The 16440-nt window shown below is 59.8% G+C and carries 10 protein-coding genes; 5 read left to right on the forward strand and 5 right to left on the reverse strand.

Features of this window, described 5'->3' with window-relative positions; all coding sequences use genetic code 11:
• Nucleotides 1–110: 110 nt before the first annotated feature.
• The 4 genes from PMI37_RS10610 to glnA form a co-directional block, all read right to left on the reverse strand.
• The gene (locus tag PMI37_RS10610; protein WP_008080567.1) at nucleotides 111–734 is read right to left on the reverse strand and encodes a DUF4124 domain-containing protein; all 624 of its coding nucleotides are present in this window, start codon (nucleotides 732–734) and stop codon (nucleotides 111–113) included.
• Nucleotides 731–1243: a DUF4124 domain-containing protein gene (locus PMI37_RS10615; RefSeq protein ID WP_008080568.1), complete on the reverse strand. Its 513-nt coding sequence runs from the start codon at nucleotides 1241–1243 to the stop codon at nucleotides 731–733. Before PMI37_RS10615 ends, PMI37_RS10610 begins: the two co-directional genes overlap by 4 nt.
• A 99-nt stretch (nucleotides 1244–1342) precedes the next feature.
• On the reverse strand, nucleotides 1343–2686 hold the full coding sequence (locus PMI37_RS10620) for a hypothetical protein (protein WP_045123101.1): 1344 nt from the start codon (nucleotides 2684–2686) through the stop codon (nucleotides 1343–1345).
• Between the two features lie 129 nt (nucleotides 2687–2815).
• Nucleotides 2816–4222 (reverse strand): type I glutamate--ammonia ligase, encoded by a 1407-nt coding sequence (glnA, locus tag PMI37_RS10625; protein ID WP_008080570.1) that lies wholly within the window; start codon nucleotides 4220–4222, stop codon nucleotides 2816–2818.
• Nucleotides 4223–4550: 328 nt separating this feature from the next.
• Here glnA and thiI point away from each other — a divergent pair, with 328 nt between their 5' ends.
• Both thiI and typA read left to right on the forward strand, forming a co-directional pair.
• Nucleotides 4551–6005, forward strand: a complete 1455-nt coding sequence (gene thiI, locus PMI37_RS10630; RefSeq protein WP_008080571.1) for a tRNA uracil 4-sulfurtransferase ThiI — start codon at nucleotides 4551–4553, stop codon at nucleotides 6003–6005.
• A gap of 139 nt (nucleotides 6006–6144) precedes the next feature.
• Nucleotides 6145–7965 (forward strand): translational GTPase TypA, encoded by a 1821-nt coding sequence (gene typA, locus PMI37_RS10635; protein WP_008080572.1) that lies wholly within the window; start codon nucleotides 6145–6147, stop codon nucleotides 7963–7965.
• Nucleotides 7966–8184: 219 nt separating this feature from the next.
• Here typA and PMI37_RS10640 read toward each other — a convergent pair whose 3' ends face one another.
• Nucleotides 8185–8622, reverse strand: coding sequence for a YkgJ family cysteine cluster protein (locus PMI37_RS10640; protein WP_008080573.1), 438 nt, complete (start codon nucleotides 8620–8622; stop codon nucleotides 8185–8187).
• Between the two features lie 260 nt (nucleotides 8623–8882).
• Between PMI37_RS10640 and PMI37_RS10645 the strand changes: the two genes are divergently transcribed.
• The 3 genes from PMI37_RS10645 to PMI37_RS10655 all read left to right on the forward strand — a co-directional run bounded on the left by PMI37_RS10645 (nucleotide 8883) and on the right by PMI37_RS10655 (nucleotide 16440).
• A complete protein-coding gene (locus PMI37_RS10645) occupies nucleotides 8883–11333 on the forward strand; it encodes a glycogen/starch/alpha-glucan phosphorylase (RefSeq protein ID WP_008080574.1) in 2451 nt (816 codons plus the stop codon).
• A 155-nt stretch (nucleotides 11334–11488) separates the two neighbouring features.
• Nucleotides 11489–15079, forward strand: a complete 3591-nt coding sequence (locus PMI37_RS10650) for a DUF2339 domain-containing protein (protein WP_008080576.1) — start codon at nucleotides 11489–11491, stop codon at nucleotides 15077–15079.
• The gene (locus tag PMI37_RS10655; protein WP_008080577.1) at nucleotides 15076–16440 is read left to right on the forward strand and encodes a DUF3999 domain-containing protein; all 1365 of its coding nucleotides are present in this window, start codon (nucleotides 15076–15078) and stop codon (nucleotides 16438–16440) included. Before PMI37_RS10650 ends, PMI37_RS10655 begins: the two co-directional genes overlap by 4 nt.

Here is a 16440-nt window from a genome sequence, read left to right on the forward strand (position 1 = left end):
GTTTGCGTGGCATTCGGCCAGCGCGAACGGGAAGTTTCGAACCAAAATGGGTTGGAATATGAGTACGGTGCAGCCTATTGCACCAATATAGTGCGCAAAGCTGAGCGGCGTTAGAAGAAACGCAGGAAGGGGTTTTTCGGCTCTTCGGGTTTGTCTTTGAGCGGACATTCCGGGCGAACCCCGTAATCGTCGGCAACGCACGGTTTGACCTGGCGTTTCTGCGCGAGGGAGATGCGCAGCATGTGGAAGGGTTGGTTAGCGGTGCGCTCGACCGTCCGCCCTTCGGCGTCGAGGATTTCCACCGAAAGGTTGTGGCTGCCACGATCGATATTGCTCAGCGGGAAGACTGGCGTCAGGCCGGGCTCGCCAGTGGCCTGACCATCCAGCAACAGCCGATAACGATGCCCTTTTTGCAGGCCCGGTTCGCTGGTGACGCTGACGATGACTTCACCGGCGCTGCTGCGAATCGTGGCATCGGGTTCGGGCACCAGAATACGCAGCATGTCGTAGTGGAACGGCGGTTGTTCCGGGGATTTCTTCGCCGTGGTGATCGGCGCGGCGGCCGTTGGATTGGCCGACATGCGATTGCTGGTGGCGATGGGCACACGCTTGGCATTGCCGCGTGGCTGGTCGGTGTAAACGCGAATGCCCTGCGCATCGACGTAGGTAAAGACCTCTGCCGAGGCTTGCAGCGTCATCATGGCCAAAGCGGCGACCAGCCACGCGCGAATCATGGCTTGTGTACTCGCTGCACAGTGAAGGCCACGGGCGGGCTTTGCTGAACGATTGTTTGCCCGTCGATGACCTGGATGGCCAGTCGATGTTCACCCCGGTCAACATTCACCAACTGCAGGATTGGCACGTTGCTCGGCTGACCGTACGGTTCATCGTCGAGCACCAGCCGTAATTGATGCGGCGCCTGCAGACGCGGTTTGATCAGCACATTGACAGTGAAAGTGCCGTTGTTGGCGCGCAAGGCTTCTTCAGTGGGCAAGCCGGCCAGTTCAAGAATGTCGTAGGCGTTGCGCGCAGGTTCACGATTGTCGGGCTCGGGTGCAGGTGGTGCGCTCGGCGCTTGCGGCTCGACCCGATTGAGCGGCGGCAAGTCCACCGGTTGCGCCTGCACGCCGTCCGGCGAGTGATCGCTGTACACCGTGTGGCCGTTGGCGTCGGTGTACTTGTAGATCTGCGCCGCGACGGGCAGGGCGATCACCAGCAGGAGGAATAGAAAACCACGACCCATGGATGCAACCGATCAACAGTGAGATTGGCTTGCAGCATAGGCCAGAGGCAGCGGTAAGCCCAACCGCCTCAACATCAGCTCACACAAATGGCCCGGGCCCTATCGTGAGGTGCCCGCCGCAAGCACGCTCTCGCGACTGCCGGACAGGACGCCCGCCTTGTAATGCTCGATGTAGGTCAACACACCATTGGCGTCGAAATCGCGCAGCTCGCCTTCTTTTTTGCCGGCGACGAAGTTCACGGTTTGGGTGTGTCCGTTGTCAGTCTTGAGTGTCCACGGGCCGCTTTGCAGGTCATTCGTGTAGTCGCCGTTTCCTGCTTTGGTTTCCCACGGGCCTTGGCGTTTATCGTCGACATAATTGCCGCGCTCGGTGTTGCCGGCGATGGTCAGTTCGCTCGGGCCGTTGAGTTGACCATGGACATAGGTCTGGAATCCGGTGGCGACCCATTCCATCTCGTCGTAGTTGGAAAGCTGCCAGCGGCCTTCGCGCAAATCATTGTGGTACTCGCCGTCCAGCGTCTGCCCGTCCTGGTAAATGCTCCATTGTCCCTCCCGTTTACCCTCTGCAAAGTGACCGGACGCCGAATATTTCTCGTCTTTGGAAATAGACCACGGGCCGATACGTACGCCCTGCTTGTAGGCACCTTTGGCCGAGATCGATCCGGAGTCATAAGACACCGATTGGCCGTCCTCGCTGCCGGTGAATTTCAGCGGAGCGGTTTCCCAGGCAATACGTCTGACCTGATAGTTGTAGAGCGTGCGGTTACCCTCGACGAGGGTGCCATCGAGCCAACGCCAGAAGGTAACAGTGAGAAACCGACCGTCTTTTTCCTGATAGGTTTTCTTGTAGAAATACGGTTCGTCGTCCGGTGTGGGATTGCTCAGAGGGTCGTAGTACTGGCCGTAATAGCTCACCAGTGTTCCTTGGCTGAAATCGAGTTGGTCGAACTCCGGTACGCCGGACTCTTCATAGTAGAAGCGATAGTTCAGCGGGGTGTTTTGGCTCAGGGCTTTCTTGATGGTCAGGGCATCGAGGTGTTTCTGGCCTGCGGTAATGCGATCCAGCGCTGGCTGCAGACGCGTGACGCGGCTGTAAAGGTGATCGTTGTCGTTGTACTTGTAGGCGTAGATTCGGTACTGCTCGTTCTGCCGGAACAGCACAAAGCGGGTCGGATCCTCACTGTCGAGCGACATGAGGAAAACCGATTCGATGGTCGCCTGGCCGAAATCGTCAAGCAAACGGGGTTCGGCATTGGGCATATTGCAAATGCAGTAATAACCTTTGACGCCCCCCGCTTCCTTGATGAACGCCAGCGTCGCCGAGCTTTCCTGCAAACCCTCGATCAGCGGATGCGCCAGGGTTTTGTTTTCATAGAACGCTGCCGCTCCGGCCGTTTGGCAGGCGAGGCCGGCCGTCAGGGCGATGGCCCATAACCACTTCATGCGAATCCCTTCGTCAAGGCGCCGGTAACGGGCGCTGAGGCGGCGGATTATCCATGGATGCGCGCGCACAAAAAAGGCCTCCCGAAGGAGGCCTCTTTTTGTCACGCCGCGTAGCGCGGCGCTACCGGATCAGCAGCTGTAGTACAGCTCATATTCCAGTGGGTGTACGAAGGTGCGAACCTTGATTTCTTCTTCCGATTTCAGCGCGATGTAAGCGTCGATGAAGTCGTCGGAGAATACGCCGCCCTTGGTCAGGAACGCACGGCCCTTGTCCAGCTCTTCCAGGGCTTCTTTCAGGCTGCCGCAAACTTGTGGGATCTCTTTCGCCTCTTCAGGCGGCAGGTCGTACAGGTTTTTGTCGGCAGCGTCGCCTGGGTGAATCTTGTTCTGGATACCGTCCAGACCGGCCATCAGCAGAGCTGCGAAGGCCAGGTACGGGTTGGCAGCCGGATCCGGGAAACGGGCTTCGATACGGCGGGCTTTCGGGCTCGACACGTAAGGAATACGGATCGAAGCGGAGCGGTTGCGAGCCGAGTAGGCCAGCATCACTGGAGCTTCGAAGCCTGGTACCAGACGCTTGTAGGAGTTGGTCGCCGGGTTGGTGAAGCCGTTCAGGGCCTTACCGTGCTTGATGATGCCGCCGATGAAGTACAGAGCGGTATCGGACAGGCCGGCATAGCCTTCACCTGCGAAGGTGTTCTTGCCGTCTTTCCAGATCGACATGTGTACGTGCATGCCCGAACCGTTGTCGCCGTACAGTGGCTTCGGCATGAAGGTCGCGGTGCGGCCGTAAGCGTCAGCAACGTTGTGCACAACGTATTTCAGGGTTTGGGTTTCGTCGGCTTTCTTCACCAGGGTGTTGAACTTGACGCCGATTTCGTTCTGGCCGGCAGTCGCCACTTCGTGGTGGTGAACTTCGACGGTCAGGCCCATTTCTTCCAGTGCGTTGCACATGGAGGTACGGATTTCGTGGTCGTGGTCGAACGGTGGAACCGGGAAGTAGCCGCCTTTGACGCCTGGACGGTGACCCTTGTTGCCGCCTTCGATGTCCTGGTCGGACATCCACGAACCTTGCTCGGAGTAGATCTTGAACATCGAGCCGGAAATGTCCGACTTGAATTTCACCGAGTCAAAGATGAAGAATTCTGGCTCAGGACCGGCGAACACGGTGTCACCGATACCGGTGGCTTTCAGGTGTTCTTCGGCGCGCTTGGCGATCGCACGTGGGTCGCGGTCGTAGCCTTGCATGCTCGAAGGTTCGATGATGTCGCACACCAGGATCAGGGTGGCGTCTTCGGTGAACGGGTCGAGAACGGCCGTTTCGTCAACCGGCATCAGGATCATGTCGGAGGCTTCGATGCCTTTCCAGCCAGCGATGGAGGAACCGTCGAACATTTTGCCGACTTCGAAGAAGTCGTCGTCCAAAGCATCGCGGGCCGGCATGGTCACGTGGTGCTGAGTACCTTTGGTGTCCGTGAAGCGCAGATCAATCCACTTGACGTCATGATCTTTGATGAGTTGAACCGTCTTCGACATATGTCCTCCGGGTGGCTTCGGGCTTGGTAGTGGATGCCCTTGAATTTGGTTGATGCCGGCGCGAATACTCTGCCAAGGCAACCTGCCTCACAAGGGAGCAAATTGCATGCCAGTGCCCCAGCATGGGTTTTTTGCCCCAAATTCACGCTTATTAAGGTGCTATGCGCCTGAAAGCGGAAAATCTCGCCCTCTAATGTAGCGTTATAAATCGAAAATGACCCGTTTTGGTGCATGCAAAACCTTCTGCACATTAACTGGTTAAACCTTGAGCAATTTCCGCTATAATCCGCGCCCCCCTTTTTCGGCTGGCCGTTCGCGCGCTGTTTTCATGAAACTAATCGTAAAAGTCTTCCCCGAGATCACCATCAAAAGCCGACCTGTCCGGACGAAATTCATCCGCCAGTTGGCCAAGAACATCCGCACCGTGCTCCGCGACCTGGACCCGGCCGTGGTGGTGAACGGTGTGTGGGACAATCTCGAGCTGGAAACCCGCATTACCGACGCCAAAGCCTTGAAAGAGATGGGTGAGCGCCTGACCTGCATGCCGGGCATCGCGCACTTTTTGCAGATCGACGAGTACCCGCTGGGCGACTTCGACGACATCACCGAGAAGTGCAAAGAGCACTACGGCGCGGCGCTGGCCGGGAAGATTTTCTCGGTGCGCTGCAAGCGTGCCGGCAAGCACACCTTCAGCTCGATGGACGTCGAAAAATACGTCGGCAGCAAGCTGCGCCGTGAGTGCGGTGCCGCCGGAATCGACCTGAAAGCGCCGGAAATCGAAGTCCGTATCGAAGTTCGCGACAAACGGTTGTTTGTGATTCACAGCCAGCACAACGGCATCGGCGGCTACCCGCTCGGTGCGTTGGAGCAGACGCTGGTATTGATGTCCGGCGGCTTTGACTCGACCGTTGCGGCCTACCAGATCATTCGTCGCGGCCTGATGACCCACTTCTGTTTCTTCAATCTGGGCGGTCGTGCCCATGAATTGGGCGTGATGGAAGTCGCGCATTTCATCTGGAAGAAGTACGGCAGCTCGCAACGCGTGCTATTTGTCAGTGTTCCGTTCGAAGAAGTGTTGGGCGAAATTCTCGGCAAAGTCGATAACAGTCATATGGGCGTCGTATTGAAGCGTATGATGTTGCGCGCGGCCTCCAACATCGCCGACCGCCTGCAGATCGAGGCGCTGGTCACTGGCGAGGCGATCTCCCAGGTGTCGAGCCAGACGCTGCCGAACCTGTCGGTGATCGACTGCGTGACCGACAAACTGGTCCTGCGTCCGCTGATCGTGGCGCACAAGCAGGACATCATCGACACGGCCAACGAGATCGGCACCGCCGATTTTGCCCGGCACATGCCGGAATACTGCGGGGTCATTTCGGTCAACCCGAAGACCGCCGCCAAACGCGGTCGCGTTGAACACGAAGAGAAAGAATTCGACATGGCGGTGCTCGAGCGTGCGCTCGAAAACGCCAAACTGGTGCCGATCGATCGGGTGATCGACGAATTGGGCCAGGACGTACAGATTGAAGAAGTCAGCGAAGCACTGGCCGGCCAGATCGTGATCGACATCCGTCACCCGGATGCCGCCGAGGATGAGCCGCTGGAACTCGCTGGCGTAGAAGTACAGACGATGCCGTTCTACGCAGTGAACGCTCGTTTCAAGGAGCTGGATCCGACTCGCCAGTACCTGCTGTATTGCGACAAAGGCGTGATGAGTCGCCTGCATGCTCACCATTTGCTCAGTGAGGGGCATGCCAATGTGCGCGTTTATCGACCGAGCTAAGTGCCCGGGGCTGTTTGCCTGTGGCCTGCGTCACCGGCCCCCCGACACCGCCGTCAAGCTGTAACGGCCATGCCGGACACTACTGCTAATCGCTGCCAAGACTTGTCAGCAAACCGAATCCTCTGATCGAGATACACAAGTGATCGAAAATCTACGTAACATCGCCATCATTGCCCACGTTGACCATGGTAAAACCACCCTGGTAGACAAACTCCTGCGTCAATCCGGCACTCTGGAGCGCAACGAGCTCAACGACGAGCGCGTGATGGACTCCAACGACCAGGAAAAAGAGCGCGGTATTACCATTCTGGCGAAAAACACCGCCATCAACTGGAACGGCTACCACATCAACATCGTGGACACCCCGGGCCACGCCGACTTCGGCGGCGAAGTTGAACGCGTAATGTCGATGGTTGACTCCGTTCTGCTGCTGGTTGACGCTCAAGACGGCCCTATGCCGCAAACCCGTTTCGTGACCAAGAAGGCTTTCGAAGCCGGCCTGCGTCCGATCGTGGTGATCAACAAGGTTGACCGTCCAGGCGCGCGTCCGGACTGGGTTCTGGACCAGATCTTCGACCTGTTCGACAACCTCGGTGCTACCGAAGAACAACTGGACTTCCAGGTTGTTTACGCTTCGGCCCTGAACGGCATTGCCGGTCTGGATCACACCGCCATGGCGGAAGACATGACCCCGCTGTACCAAGCGGTAGTCGACCACGTTCCGCCTCCGGCCGTTGACCGTGATGGCGCGTTCCAGATGCAGATCTCCGCTCTGGACTACAACAGCTTCCTGGGTGTTATCGGCGTTGGCCGTATCGCTCGTGGTCGCGTCAAGCCGAACACCCCGGTTGTGGCGATCGGTGCCGACGGCAAGCGCCGTAACGGCCGTATCCTGAAACTGATGGGTCACCACGGTCTGCACCGCATCGACGTTGAAGAAGCTGCAGCAGGCGATATCGTGTGCATCAGCGGTATGGACTCGCTGTTCATCTCCGACACCCTGTGCCACCCGGACACCGTCGAGGCAATGAAGCCTCTGACCGTTGACGAGCCAACCGTTTCGATGACCTTCCAGGTAAACGACTCGCCATTCTGCGGTAAAGAAGGCAAGTTCGTGACGTCCCGTAACATCAAGGACCGTCTGGACAAAGAGCTGCTGTACAACGTTGCACTGCGCGTTGAAGAAGGCGACTCCGCTGACAAGTTCAAGGTTTCCGGCCGTGGTGAGCTGCACCTCTCGGTACTGATCGAAACCATGCGTCGCGAAGGCTTCGAGCTGGCCCTGGGCCGTCCTGAAGTGATCATTCGTGAAGTTGACGGCGTCAAGCAAGAGCCGTTCGAAAACGTCACCATCGACATCCCTGAAGAAGCGCAGGGCAAGGTGATGGAAGAGATGGGTCTGCGTAAGGGCGACCTGAGCAACATGGTTCCTGATGGCAAGGGCCGTGTTCGTCTGGAATACAACATCCCTGCTCGCGGTCTGATCGGTTTCCGTAACCAGTTCCTGACCCTGACCAACGGTGCTGGCATCCTGACCTCGATCTTCGATCGCTACGACACCGTCAAGTCGGGCCACATGTCCGGCCGTCAGAACGGCGTTCTGGTTTCGGTTGAAACCGGTAAGGCACTGACCTACTCGCTGGAAACCCTGCAGGCTCGTGGCAAGCTGTTCGTAGAACACGGTCAAGAGATCTACAACGGTCAAATCGTTGGTCAGAACAGCCGCGACAACGACCTGGGCGTTAACCCTACCAAGGGCAAGAAGCTCGACAACATGCGTGCTTCGGGTAAAGACGAAACCATCGCTCTGGTTCCACCAGTGAAGTTCACTCTGGAACAGGCTCTGGAATACATCCAGGAAGACGAGCTGTGCGAAGTAACTCCTAAGTCCATCCGTCTTCGCAAGAAGATCCTGGACGAAAGCGAGCGTACCCGCGCTGCCAAGAAAGCCAAGAACTGAGTCATTAGTTCAGGCTGAATGAAAACGCCCCCGGTCGCGAGACCGGGGGCGTTTTTGTTTGTCTGGGGTTCAGGCGGTATTGGTGCTGGCCCCATCGCTGGCAAGCCAGCTCCCACAGGGTTTTGGGTCGTATATAAAATATGTGTACGACCACAATCATTGTGGGAGCTGGCTTGCCAGCGAAGGCGGCCGATCAGCCGCTGAAAATCGCAGGGCCGATCAAAACTTCTCGATCGCGCGGAAATTCTGCTCGCGCACCACTTCCTTCGGCTTGTAAGCGCAATACCCCGGACGCGGCCCGATCTTCGGGTGATTGCGGCAGGTATCCGGGCGCTTGTCATAAATGGTGCATAGGCGGCTCTTACGATCCAGGTAGTAGCAATCGTTGTTGCTCATGCGCTGCAGGGTGAAGATGCCGGACTTCTGATTGAAGCGCTCGACCAGACCTTCCTTTTGCAGACGCTTGGCGATGTTCTTCGGCGGGTCACCGAGTTCGAACTCGTCGACCACACCGATGCGCACCAGATCCTTGATCTTCACCTCAACCGGCAGCGTGCAGCAGCTGGATATGCAAGAACCGCACATCGGGGCTGAATATTTTGCCCACGTATCGAGACGATCGATCTCGGCGGCGGCAATCAGGTTGGGCTTCATCATCGGGAGTTACCAGGCGTGTGTGCATCAGGGCGCGCGATCATACCGGGACTGGTGGATTTTTGAACAACCTTTCGCCAGATTTTTTCTGCGTGCAGGCACATTGCCGGACAATTCGGCACGGCCCCTGCATTCATTAGCTCATCCGCCAGGGTAATGCCGGGCCATCTCACAGTCTCAGGAAATACTGCCGAACCAGAGCCTCGACCGTCGGTCAGACCGTCTAGGCTCAGACAATTCCCCGCTCGCTCGAGGTCCCATTGATGACTCAAGAACCACTAGTTCGCGAAGCAGAGGTGGCCGCATTCCGCGACGCCGTCCTGACCAAACTCACCTACGCGGTGGGCAAAGACCCCGATCACGCCTTCGACCATGACTGGTTCGAAGCCATCGCATTGGCTGCGCGTGATCACATGGTCGAACACTGGATGGACCACACCCGGCAGATCTACCGCAAAGGCCAGAAACGGGTGTACTACCTCTCGCTGGAATTCCTCATCGGCCGTTTGCTCTACGACAGCCTGAGCAACCTCGGCCTGCTCGATGTCGCCCGTGAAGCGTTGACCGAACTCGGCGTTGATCTGGAACGCATCCGTTTGCTGGAGCCCGATGCGGCGCTCGGCAACGGCGGTCTCGGGCGTCTGGCGGCGTGCTTCATGGAAAGCATGTCGACCCTCGGCATCGCCGGCCACGGTTACGGCATTCGTTATGAGCACGGCTTGTTCCGCCAGGCCATCGTCGATGGCTGGCAACAGGAGCAGACCGAGCACTGGCTGGATTTCGGTAACCCGTGGGAGTTTGAGCGGCCAGAGGTCGTCTACTCCATCGGCTTCGGCGGCAGCGTCGAAACGGTCACCGACGTTTCCGGCAAATCCAAACAAGTCTGGTCGCCGGCAGAAACCGTCCGCGCGATTGCCTACGACACGCCGGTGGTGGGCTGGCGCGGGGCGAGCGTCAACACCCTGCGCCTGTGGCGTGCCCGCGCCATGGAAGATTTGCACCTGGAGCGCTTCAACGCCGGTGACCACTTGGGCGCCGTCGCCGAAGTGGCGCGCGCCGAGAGTATCTCCCGCGTGCTTTACCCGGCGGACAGCACCGAAGCGGGGCAAGAGCTGCGCCTGCGTCAGGAATATTTCTTCGTCGCCGCCTCGCTGCAGGATCTGCTGCGTCGCCATCGCAACATGCACACCTCGGTGCTGACCCTCGGCGATCACGCGGCGATCCAGCTCAACGACACCCACCCTTCGATTGCCGTTGCCGAACTGATGCGCCAACTGGTCGATGTCTACGACGTGGCATGGGACGCGGCGTGGCAAGTGACGGTCGACACGCTGTCGTACACCAACCACACGTTGTTGCCGGAAGCGCTGGAAACCTGGCCGGTGGGTCTGATGGAACGCATGCTGCCACGGCACATGCAGATCATTTACCTGATCAACGCGCAGCACATCGATTCGCTGCGCGCCAAGGGCATTCACGATTTCGACGTGTTGCGCGCGGTGTCGCTGATCGAAGAGGACAACGGTCGCCGCGTGCGCATGGGCAACCTCGCGTTCCTCGGTTCGCACAGTGTCAACGGTGTGTCCGGGCTGCACACGCAGCTGATGCGCAAAACCGTGTTTGCCGAACTGCACAAGCTCTACCCGGAGCGGATCAACAACAAAACCAACGGCATTACTTTCCGCCGCTGGCTGTATCAGGCCAACTCGGAACTGACCTCGATGCTGGTCGATGCGCTCGGCCCGGATTTGTTGGATAACCCTGAAGAGCGCTTGCTCGATCTCGAACCGTTCGCCGAGAAACCCGCGTTCCGCAAAGCTTTCGCCGAGCAACGGCTGCACAGCAAAAAGGCGCTGGCCTATCTGATTCATGAACGCCTGGGCATCGCGGTCAACCCGGCAGCGATGTTCGACGTGCAGGTCAAACGGATCCACGAATACAAGCGCCAGTTGCTCAACCTGCTGCACACCGTGGCGCTGTATCAGGCGATTCGCGCCGAGCCGGAAGTCGACTGGGTGCCACGGGTGAAAATCTTTGCCGGTAAAGCGGCGGCGAGTTATCACCAGGCGAAACTGATCATCAAGCTGACCAACGATATCGCGCGAGTGGTGAATAACGACCCGACTGTGCGCGGCTTGTTGAAGGTGGTGTTCCTGCCCAACTACAACGTCAGCCTGGCGGAGAGCATTATTCCGGCGGCGGACTTGTCCGAGCAGATCTCCACTGCCGGTTTCGAGGCCTCGGGCACCAGCAACATGAAGTTCGGCCTCAACGGCGCGCTGACCATCGGTACCCTCGACGGAGCCAACGTGGAAATGTGCGAGCGCATTGGTGCCGAGCATATGTTCATCTTCGGCCTCAGCGCGCAGCAGGTCGAGGCGCGTAAACAGAACCACGAGTTCAGCGCTTTGCCGGACATCGCCGCGTCGCATCGTTTGAACGATGTGCTGCAAGCGATCCGCAGTGGGGTGTTCTCGCCGGATGACACCTCGCGCTACACCGGGTTGATCGATTCGCTGGTGGATTACGACCGCTTCCTGGTCTGCGCCGACTTCGACTCGTATTGGGAAGCGCAGAAACGCGTTGAAGCGCACTGGCATGACGCCAATAACTGGTGGCGTTCGGCGGTGCTGAATACTTCGCGGATGGGCTGGTTCTCGTCGGACCGGACGATTCGTGAGTACGCCACGGAGATCTGGAAAGCACTGGAGTAACTTTCCACTCGGCTCGATATAATCGCGCGCCAGAAAAGATCGCAGCCTGCGGCAGCTCCTACAGGGTTATGTAGGAGCTGCCGCAGGCTGCGATCTTTTTGGGTCAGGCTGCGCTAATCTTCCCGGATTGGCCTTCGCGCTTAGGGATATCGACCATGCAATGGATGTTCATGTTGATCGGGCTGGTGCTCGGCTGGCTGCTCGACGAGTCGCTCAGTGATGCGCTGTTGGGCGCGCTGCTGGGGCTGGCGATCGGGCAGACGATCCGCATCACGCGGCTCGGCTCACAAATGGCTGAGCAACAGCAGCAATATGAACAGCTGAAGGAGGCTCTGCAGGGTGTCGCCCAGCGTCTGTTTCTGCTCGAAGGCTCACCGTCGCATGCGGTGCCACCGCCACCGCCAACGGTGGAACCTGTCGCCGAGCCTGTCGTAGACCCCGTCGGCATCGTCGAACCGGCCCCTGCGCCGGAGCTGGTCTGGGAGCTGCCGCCCGACCTCGAACCGATTGCTGCCGTGGCCAATCAGGCCAGCCAACCCTTGCCGGACGATGTCTGGCGCGCCGAACCGGCGCCGCGCGAACTGCAACAGCCTGCCGCACCCCGTGGCCCTAATCTCATCGAACGCGGCATCAGTGCTGCGCGTAACTGGCTGTTCGGCGGCAACACCGTGCTGCGCGTTGGCGTGGTGTTGCTGTTTTTCGGTCTGGCGTTCCTGCTGCGCTACGCCACTGAAGGCATGGTCGTGCCAATCGAGTTGCGTTATGCCGGCGTGGCGGCGGCTGCGCTGGGCCTGCTCGCACTCGGTTGGTGGCTGCGCAAACGCAACAGCAATTACGCCTTGATGCTGCAAGGCACCGGGATCGCGGTGTTGTACCTGACGGTGTTCGCGGCGATGCGTTTGCATCCGCTGCTCGATCCTTCCGCTGCGCTTGGTTTGTTGGTCGCGGTGACGGTGTTCTCGGCGATTCTGGCGATCACTCAGGATGCTTTGGGATTGGCAGCCGCAGCGGCATTGGGCGGATTCGCCGCACCAATCCTGACCTCGACCGGCGCCGGCAACCACGTCGCGCTGTTCAGTTATTTCGCGCTGCTCAACGCCGGCATTCTCACCATCGCCTGGTTCAAGGCCTGGCGCCTGCTCAACCTGATCGGCTTCGTCGGCACCTTCGGCATCGGTTTCGCCTGGGGCTTGCGCTCGTATACGCCAGAGCTGTTGTGGAGCACCGAGCCGTTCCTGATTCTGTTCTTCCTGATGTACCTGGCTATCGGCCTGTTGTTTGCCCGGCGCAAGTTGCTCGACATGCCGGATGCGCCGGCAGAGGGCGATCGCGAGGCGTTACTGCACTGGTCGGCGCGCAAGGGCGACTACGTCTACGGGACGATGCTGTTCGGTCCGCCGATCATCGGTTTCGGTTTGCAGTTCGCACTGGTGCAGCATCTGGAATTTGCCGCTGCGTTCAGTGCGCTGGCACTCGGCATGATCTACATGGCACTGGCCAAAGTGTTGATGGGTGGTCGCGCGGTGCTGCTGGGTGAAACCTGTCTGGCGCTCGGGGTGATTTTCGCCAGTCTGGCGATTCCGCTGGGGCTGGATGCACGCTGGACGTCGGCGGCGTGGGCGGTGGAAGGTTCGGGGATTTTCTGGCTCGGCCTGCGTCAGCATCGACCGTTCGCGCGGGCCTTTGCGTTGCTGCTGCAACTGGGCTCGGCGTTGGCATTCCTCAGCCAATTGCGCGTCGGCGAAAGCAGCTTGCTCGACGGTGCTCCGCTGGGCGCGTTGATGCTCGGCATTGCGCTGCTATTCAGTTTCTATCAGCTGCGTAAGGCTGCCCCGGAACAGGCATCGCCTTGGGAGCGCCAAGGCCTGCCAGTGCTGGCGTGCCTGGGCCTGACGTTCCTCTATTTGCTGGCGCCGTTGTTCTTCTTCATCCAGGGCACGGCGATCAGCTGGGCGCTGGCCGGGTTGGCGACGTTGTTTGTCGGTCTGCGGATTCAGTCGCGGACGTTCCTGTTCACCGCGTTTGCCGTGCAGTTGTTGGGTGGCGCGTTGTTTCTGCTGCGTCTACAAGGTGCGGGGGAAGATTCCGCCGCAGTGTTCAGCGCTGGCTGGAGCGGTTTGCTCAGTGCTTCGCTGATCGGTCTGGCGTTGATCGCCGGCATGCTGTTGGCCGCTCGCGATGAAATGGTGCGCAGTGACGTGCGTCTGCTGCGCGGTCTGTCGGTGGTGCTGCTGGCCGGGTTGGCGCTGATCAATCTGGCGGTGTTGTTTGTGCTGCCGTGGCAAACGGCGAGTGCGGTGTGGGCGGCGAGTGGTTTGCTGATCATCTGGTTGAGCCTGTACCTCAAGCAGCGCGTGAGCTTTGTTTTCGGTCTGCTGTTGCAGGTGATTGGCGGCGCGGCGTTTTTACTGGCCGGTCCCGAGTTGCTTGGGCCGCTGTCCAGCGAAGGTCTGAAACCGTTGGCCCACGGCGGATTCTGGACGCCGCTGGTGTTGGGTCTGGCGGCAATGATCGGAGCGTGGCGCCTGCAGCTGGGCAATCACGCCTCGGCATTTGATGCGTTGAGTTTGCAGCGCTTGTCCGAAGTATTGCTGGTGTGGGGCGCCGGTTGGTGGACGCTGGCGTGGGTCAGTGAAGTGCTGCGGTTTGCCTCGCCGAATTTGCAAGGCACGTTGCTGCTTTTGGTTGCCGCCGTCAGCGTGGCGCTGTGGACGTTGCTGTCGCTGCGCTTGAAATGGCCAGCACTGGGTCTGCTGTGCACCTTGCTGATTCCGGCTGCGGCGCTGGTGCTGCTCGGGGCCTGGCATTCGCGTTATCACCCGGCGGCGGATTTCGGTTGGCTGGCGTGGGCGGCGGTATTCACCGTGCATTTCTTCAGTCTGCGACGCTTGGCGCCGATGTTGCCAGCGCGGGCCTTGAGTACGGCGCATGTGCTCGGCTGCTGGCTGCTGATCGGCGTACTGGCGTTGGAATTGCGCTACGGCCTGCTGCTGTTGTCCGAGCAATACAACGCCTGGCGCTGGCTGGGCTGGGCGATTCTGCCGAGCGTTTATCTGTTGCTGGCAGCGGCCCCGCGCTCTTGGCCGTGGCCGGTCGCAGCGTTTGCTCGCGAATACCGCTTGTACGCTGCTGCGCCGTTGGCGGTGCTGATGCTCGCGTGGTTCTGGTTGGCCAATGGCATCAGCGATGGCAACGCCGAACCGTTGCCGTATGTGCCGCTGCTTAACCCGCTGGAGTTGGGCCTGCTGTTCGCGTTGTTCGGCGATTACGTGTGGTCGCGCAGTGCGATTTCGCAATTGTCGATTCGTCAGGACTATGCCGATTACGCCACGCAACTGATCGCCGGGGTTTCGCTGTTCGCTTTCTGCACCGCGTTGGTCACTCGCGCCGCGCACCATTGGGCGGGGATTCCGTTCGAGCTGGATACGCTGCTCGCGTCGATGCTGGTGCAGGCCGGATTATCGATTGTCTGGACGCTGATGGCGCTCGGTTTGATGATCGGCGGGCATCTGCGCCATCGCCGCGAAGTGTGGCTGATTGGCGCAGCGCTGATTGCGCTGGTGGTGGCCAAACTGATTTTTGTCGAACTGAGCAACCGTGGCGGCCTTGCCCGGATCGTCTCGTTTATCGGCGTCGGCGTGTTGCTGCTGGTGGTCGGCTATTTCGCGCCGCTGCCACCCAAACGCGTCGAGGCGGAACCGGCGGCGGACACACCGGCCGCAGACACCGAAGGAGTTTCATCTTGAGTCGCATGCGAAATCTGGGTTGGTTGGTGTTGGGCGTGGTGATGGTGGCCGGCGCCCAGGAAAAGCCGGCGGACTTCGCCACGCAGGTGCCGCTGGCGGTCAGCGGCAACGGCCCGTGGTATCGCCTCGAACTGCCGCTGAGCGTGCAATTGCAGGCACGCCAGACCGATCTCAGCGACCTGCGCGTGTTCAACGCCGCCGGTGAACCACAGGCTTACGCCTTGGCGCGCGAGTCGGCGCAGACCCGCGACGACGGTAAGTTGCACGAGGTGAAATGGTTCCCGCTGTACACCGCCGCTGACGCCAGCGAACGCGCGCCGAACGTGCGCGTGCAATCGACCACCAACGGCACGCTGGTCGAAGTGCAACCGTCCAGCCAGTTGGAGGCGGGTGAAGAAGTGCTGCGCGGCTGGCTGCTCGATGCCAGCGCGATCAAGGCGCCGTTGCAGCAATTGATCCTCGACTGGACCAGCGAACGCGACGGCTTTCAGCGTTTCAGCATCGAAGCCAGCGACGACTTGCAGCACTGGCAGCCGTGGGGCGAAGGGCAGGTGGCGCGGCTGACCTTTTCCGATGAGCGCATCGAGCAGCACGAAGTGACGTTGCCGGGGCAATCGGCGCGTTATGTGCGGTTGCTGTGGGAGTCGCCGAATTCGGCACCGATCCTGACAGCGGCACAGCTGAAAAGCAGTGATCCACGCGATCTACCGCTGCCATTGGTCTGGTCGCAGGCATTGGCCGGCAGCAGCACCAAGGCCGGGGAATACACCTGGCAGTTGCCGATGGGGCTGAACGTTGAGCGTGTGCAGGTGGAACTGAAGCAGCCAAACAGTCTGGCGCCGGTGATATTGGCGGGGCGACGTGAAAGCAGTCTGCCGTGGCAGGAACTGAGCAACGGCTTGCTCTATCGCCTGACGCAGAACGGCCAGGACGTGGTGCAGAACGAATTGCAGCTCTACGGGCAGACCGTGCAGCAGTTGAAGCTGACGGTCGATGAACGCGGCGGTGGTCTGGGCGCGCAGGCGCCGAGCGTGAAATATGCGGTGCGCGCAACGCAGGTGATTTTCCTCGCGCGGGGCGAGGGGCCGTACAGTCTGGCGTTGGGCAATGCGACGGTGAAGACAGCGAATCTGCCGTTGGCGACGCTGATTCCGGATTTCAAGCCGCAGAAGCTGGCGTCGTTGGGCAAGGCGTCGGTGCAGGGTGAAGCGGTTGGTACGCAGACATCGACGGCGACCACAGCGGCGGTGGCGCAGACCAATTGGAAGAAGATCGGGCTGTGGGCAGTGTTGTTGTTGAGTGTGGTGTTTTTGGGGGCTATGGCGTTTAGCTTGTTGCGCAAGCCTCCAACCAACACCTGA

It is taken from the genome of Pseudomonas sp. GM80, assembly GCF_000282515.1.
Classification (GTDB): domain Bacteria; phylum Pseudomonadota; class Gammaproteobacteria; order Pseudomonadales; family Pseudomonadaceae; genus Aquipseudomonas.

What these genes read in the sequence shown, in the direction of transcription:
- glnA (WP_008080570.1), bottom strand. Translation starts at nt 4,222, where the DNA reads ATGTCGAAGACGGTTCAACTCATCAAAGATCATGACGTCAAGTGGATT.
- PMI37_RS10620 (WP_045123101.1), bottom strand. Translation starts at nt 2,686, where the DNA reads ATGAAGTGGTTATGGGCCATCGCCCTGACGGCCGGCCTCGCCTGCCAA.
- thiI (WP_008080571.1), top strand. Translation starts at nt 4,551, where the DNA reads ATGAAACTAATCGTAAAAGTCTTCCCCGAGATCACCATCAAAAGCCGA.
- PMI37_RS10650 (WP_008080576.1), top strand. Translation starts at nt 11,489, where the DNA reads ATGCAATGGATGTTCATGTTGATCGGGCTGGTGCTCGGCTGGCTGCTC.
- PMI37_RS10610 (WP_008080567.1), bottom strand. Translation starts at nt 734, where the DNA reads ATGATTCGCGCGTGGCTGGTCGCCGCTTTGGCCATGATGACGCTGCAA.
- PMI37_RS10615 (WP_008080568.1), bottom strand. Translation starts at nt 1,243, where the DNA reads ATGGGTCGTGGTTTTCTATTCCTCCTGCTGGTGATCGCCCTGCCCGTC.
- PMI37_RS10640 (WP_008080573.1), bottom strand. Translation starts at nt 8,622, where the DNA reads ATGATGAAGCCCAACCTGATTGCCGCCGCCGAGATCGATCGTCTCGAT.
- PMI37_RS10645 (WP_008080574.1), top strand. Translation starts at nt 8,883, where the DNA reads ATGACTCAAGAACCACTAGTTCGCGAAGCAGAGGTGGCCGCATTCCGC.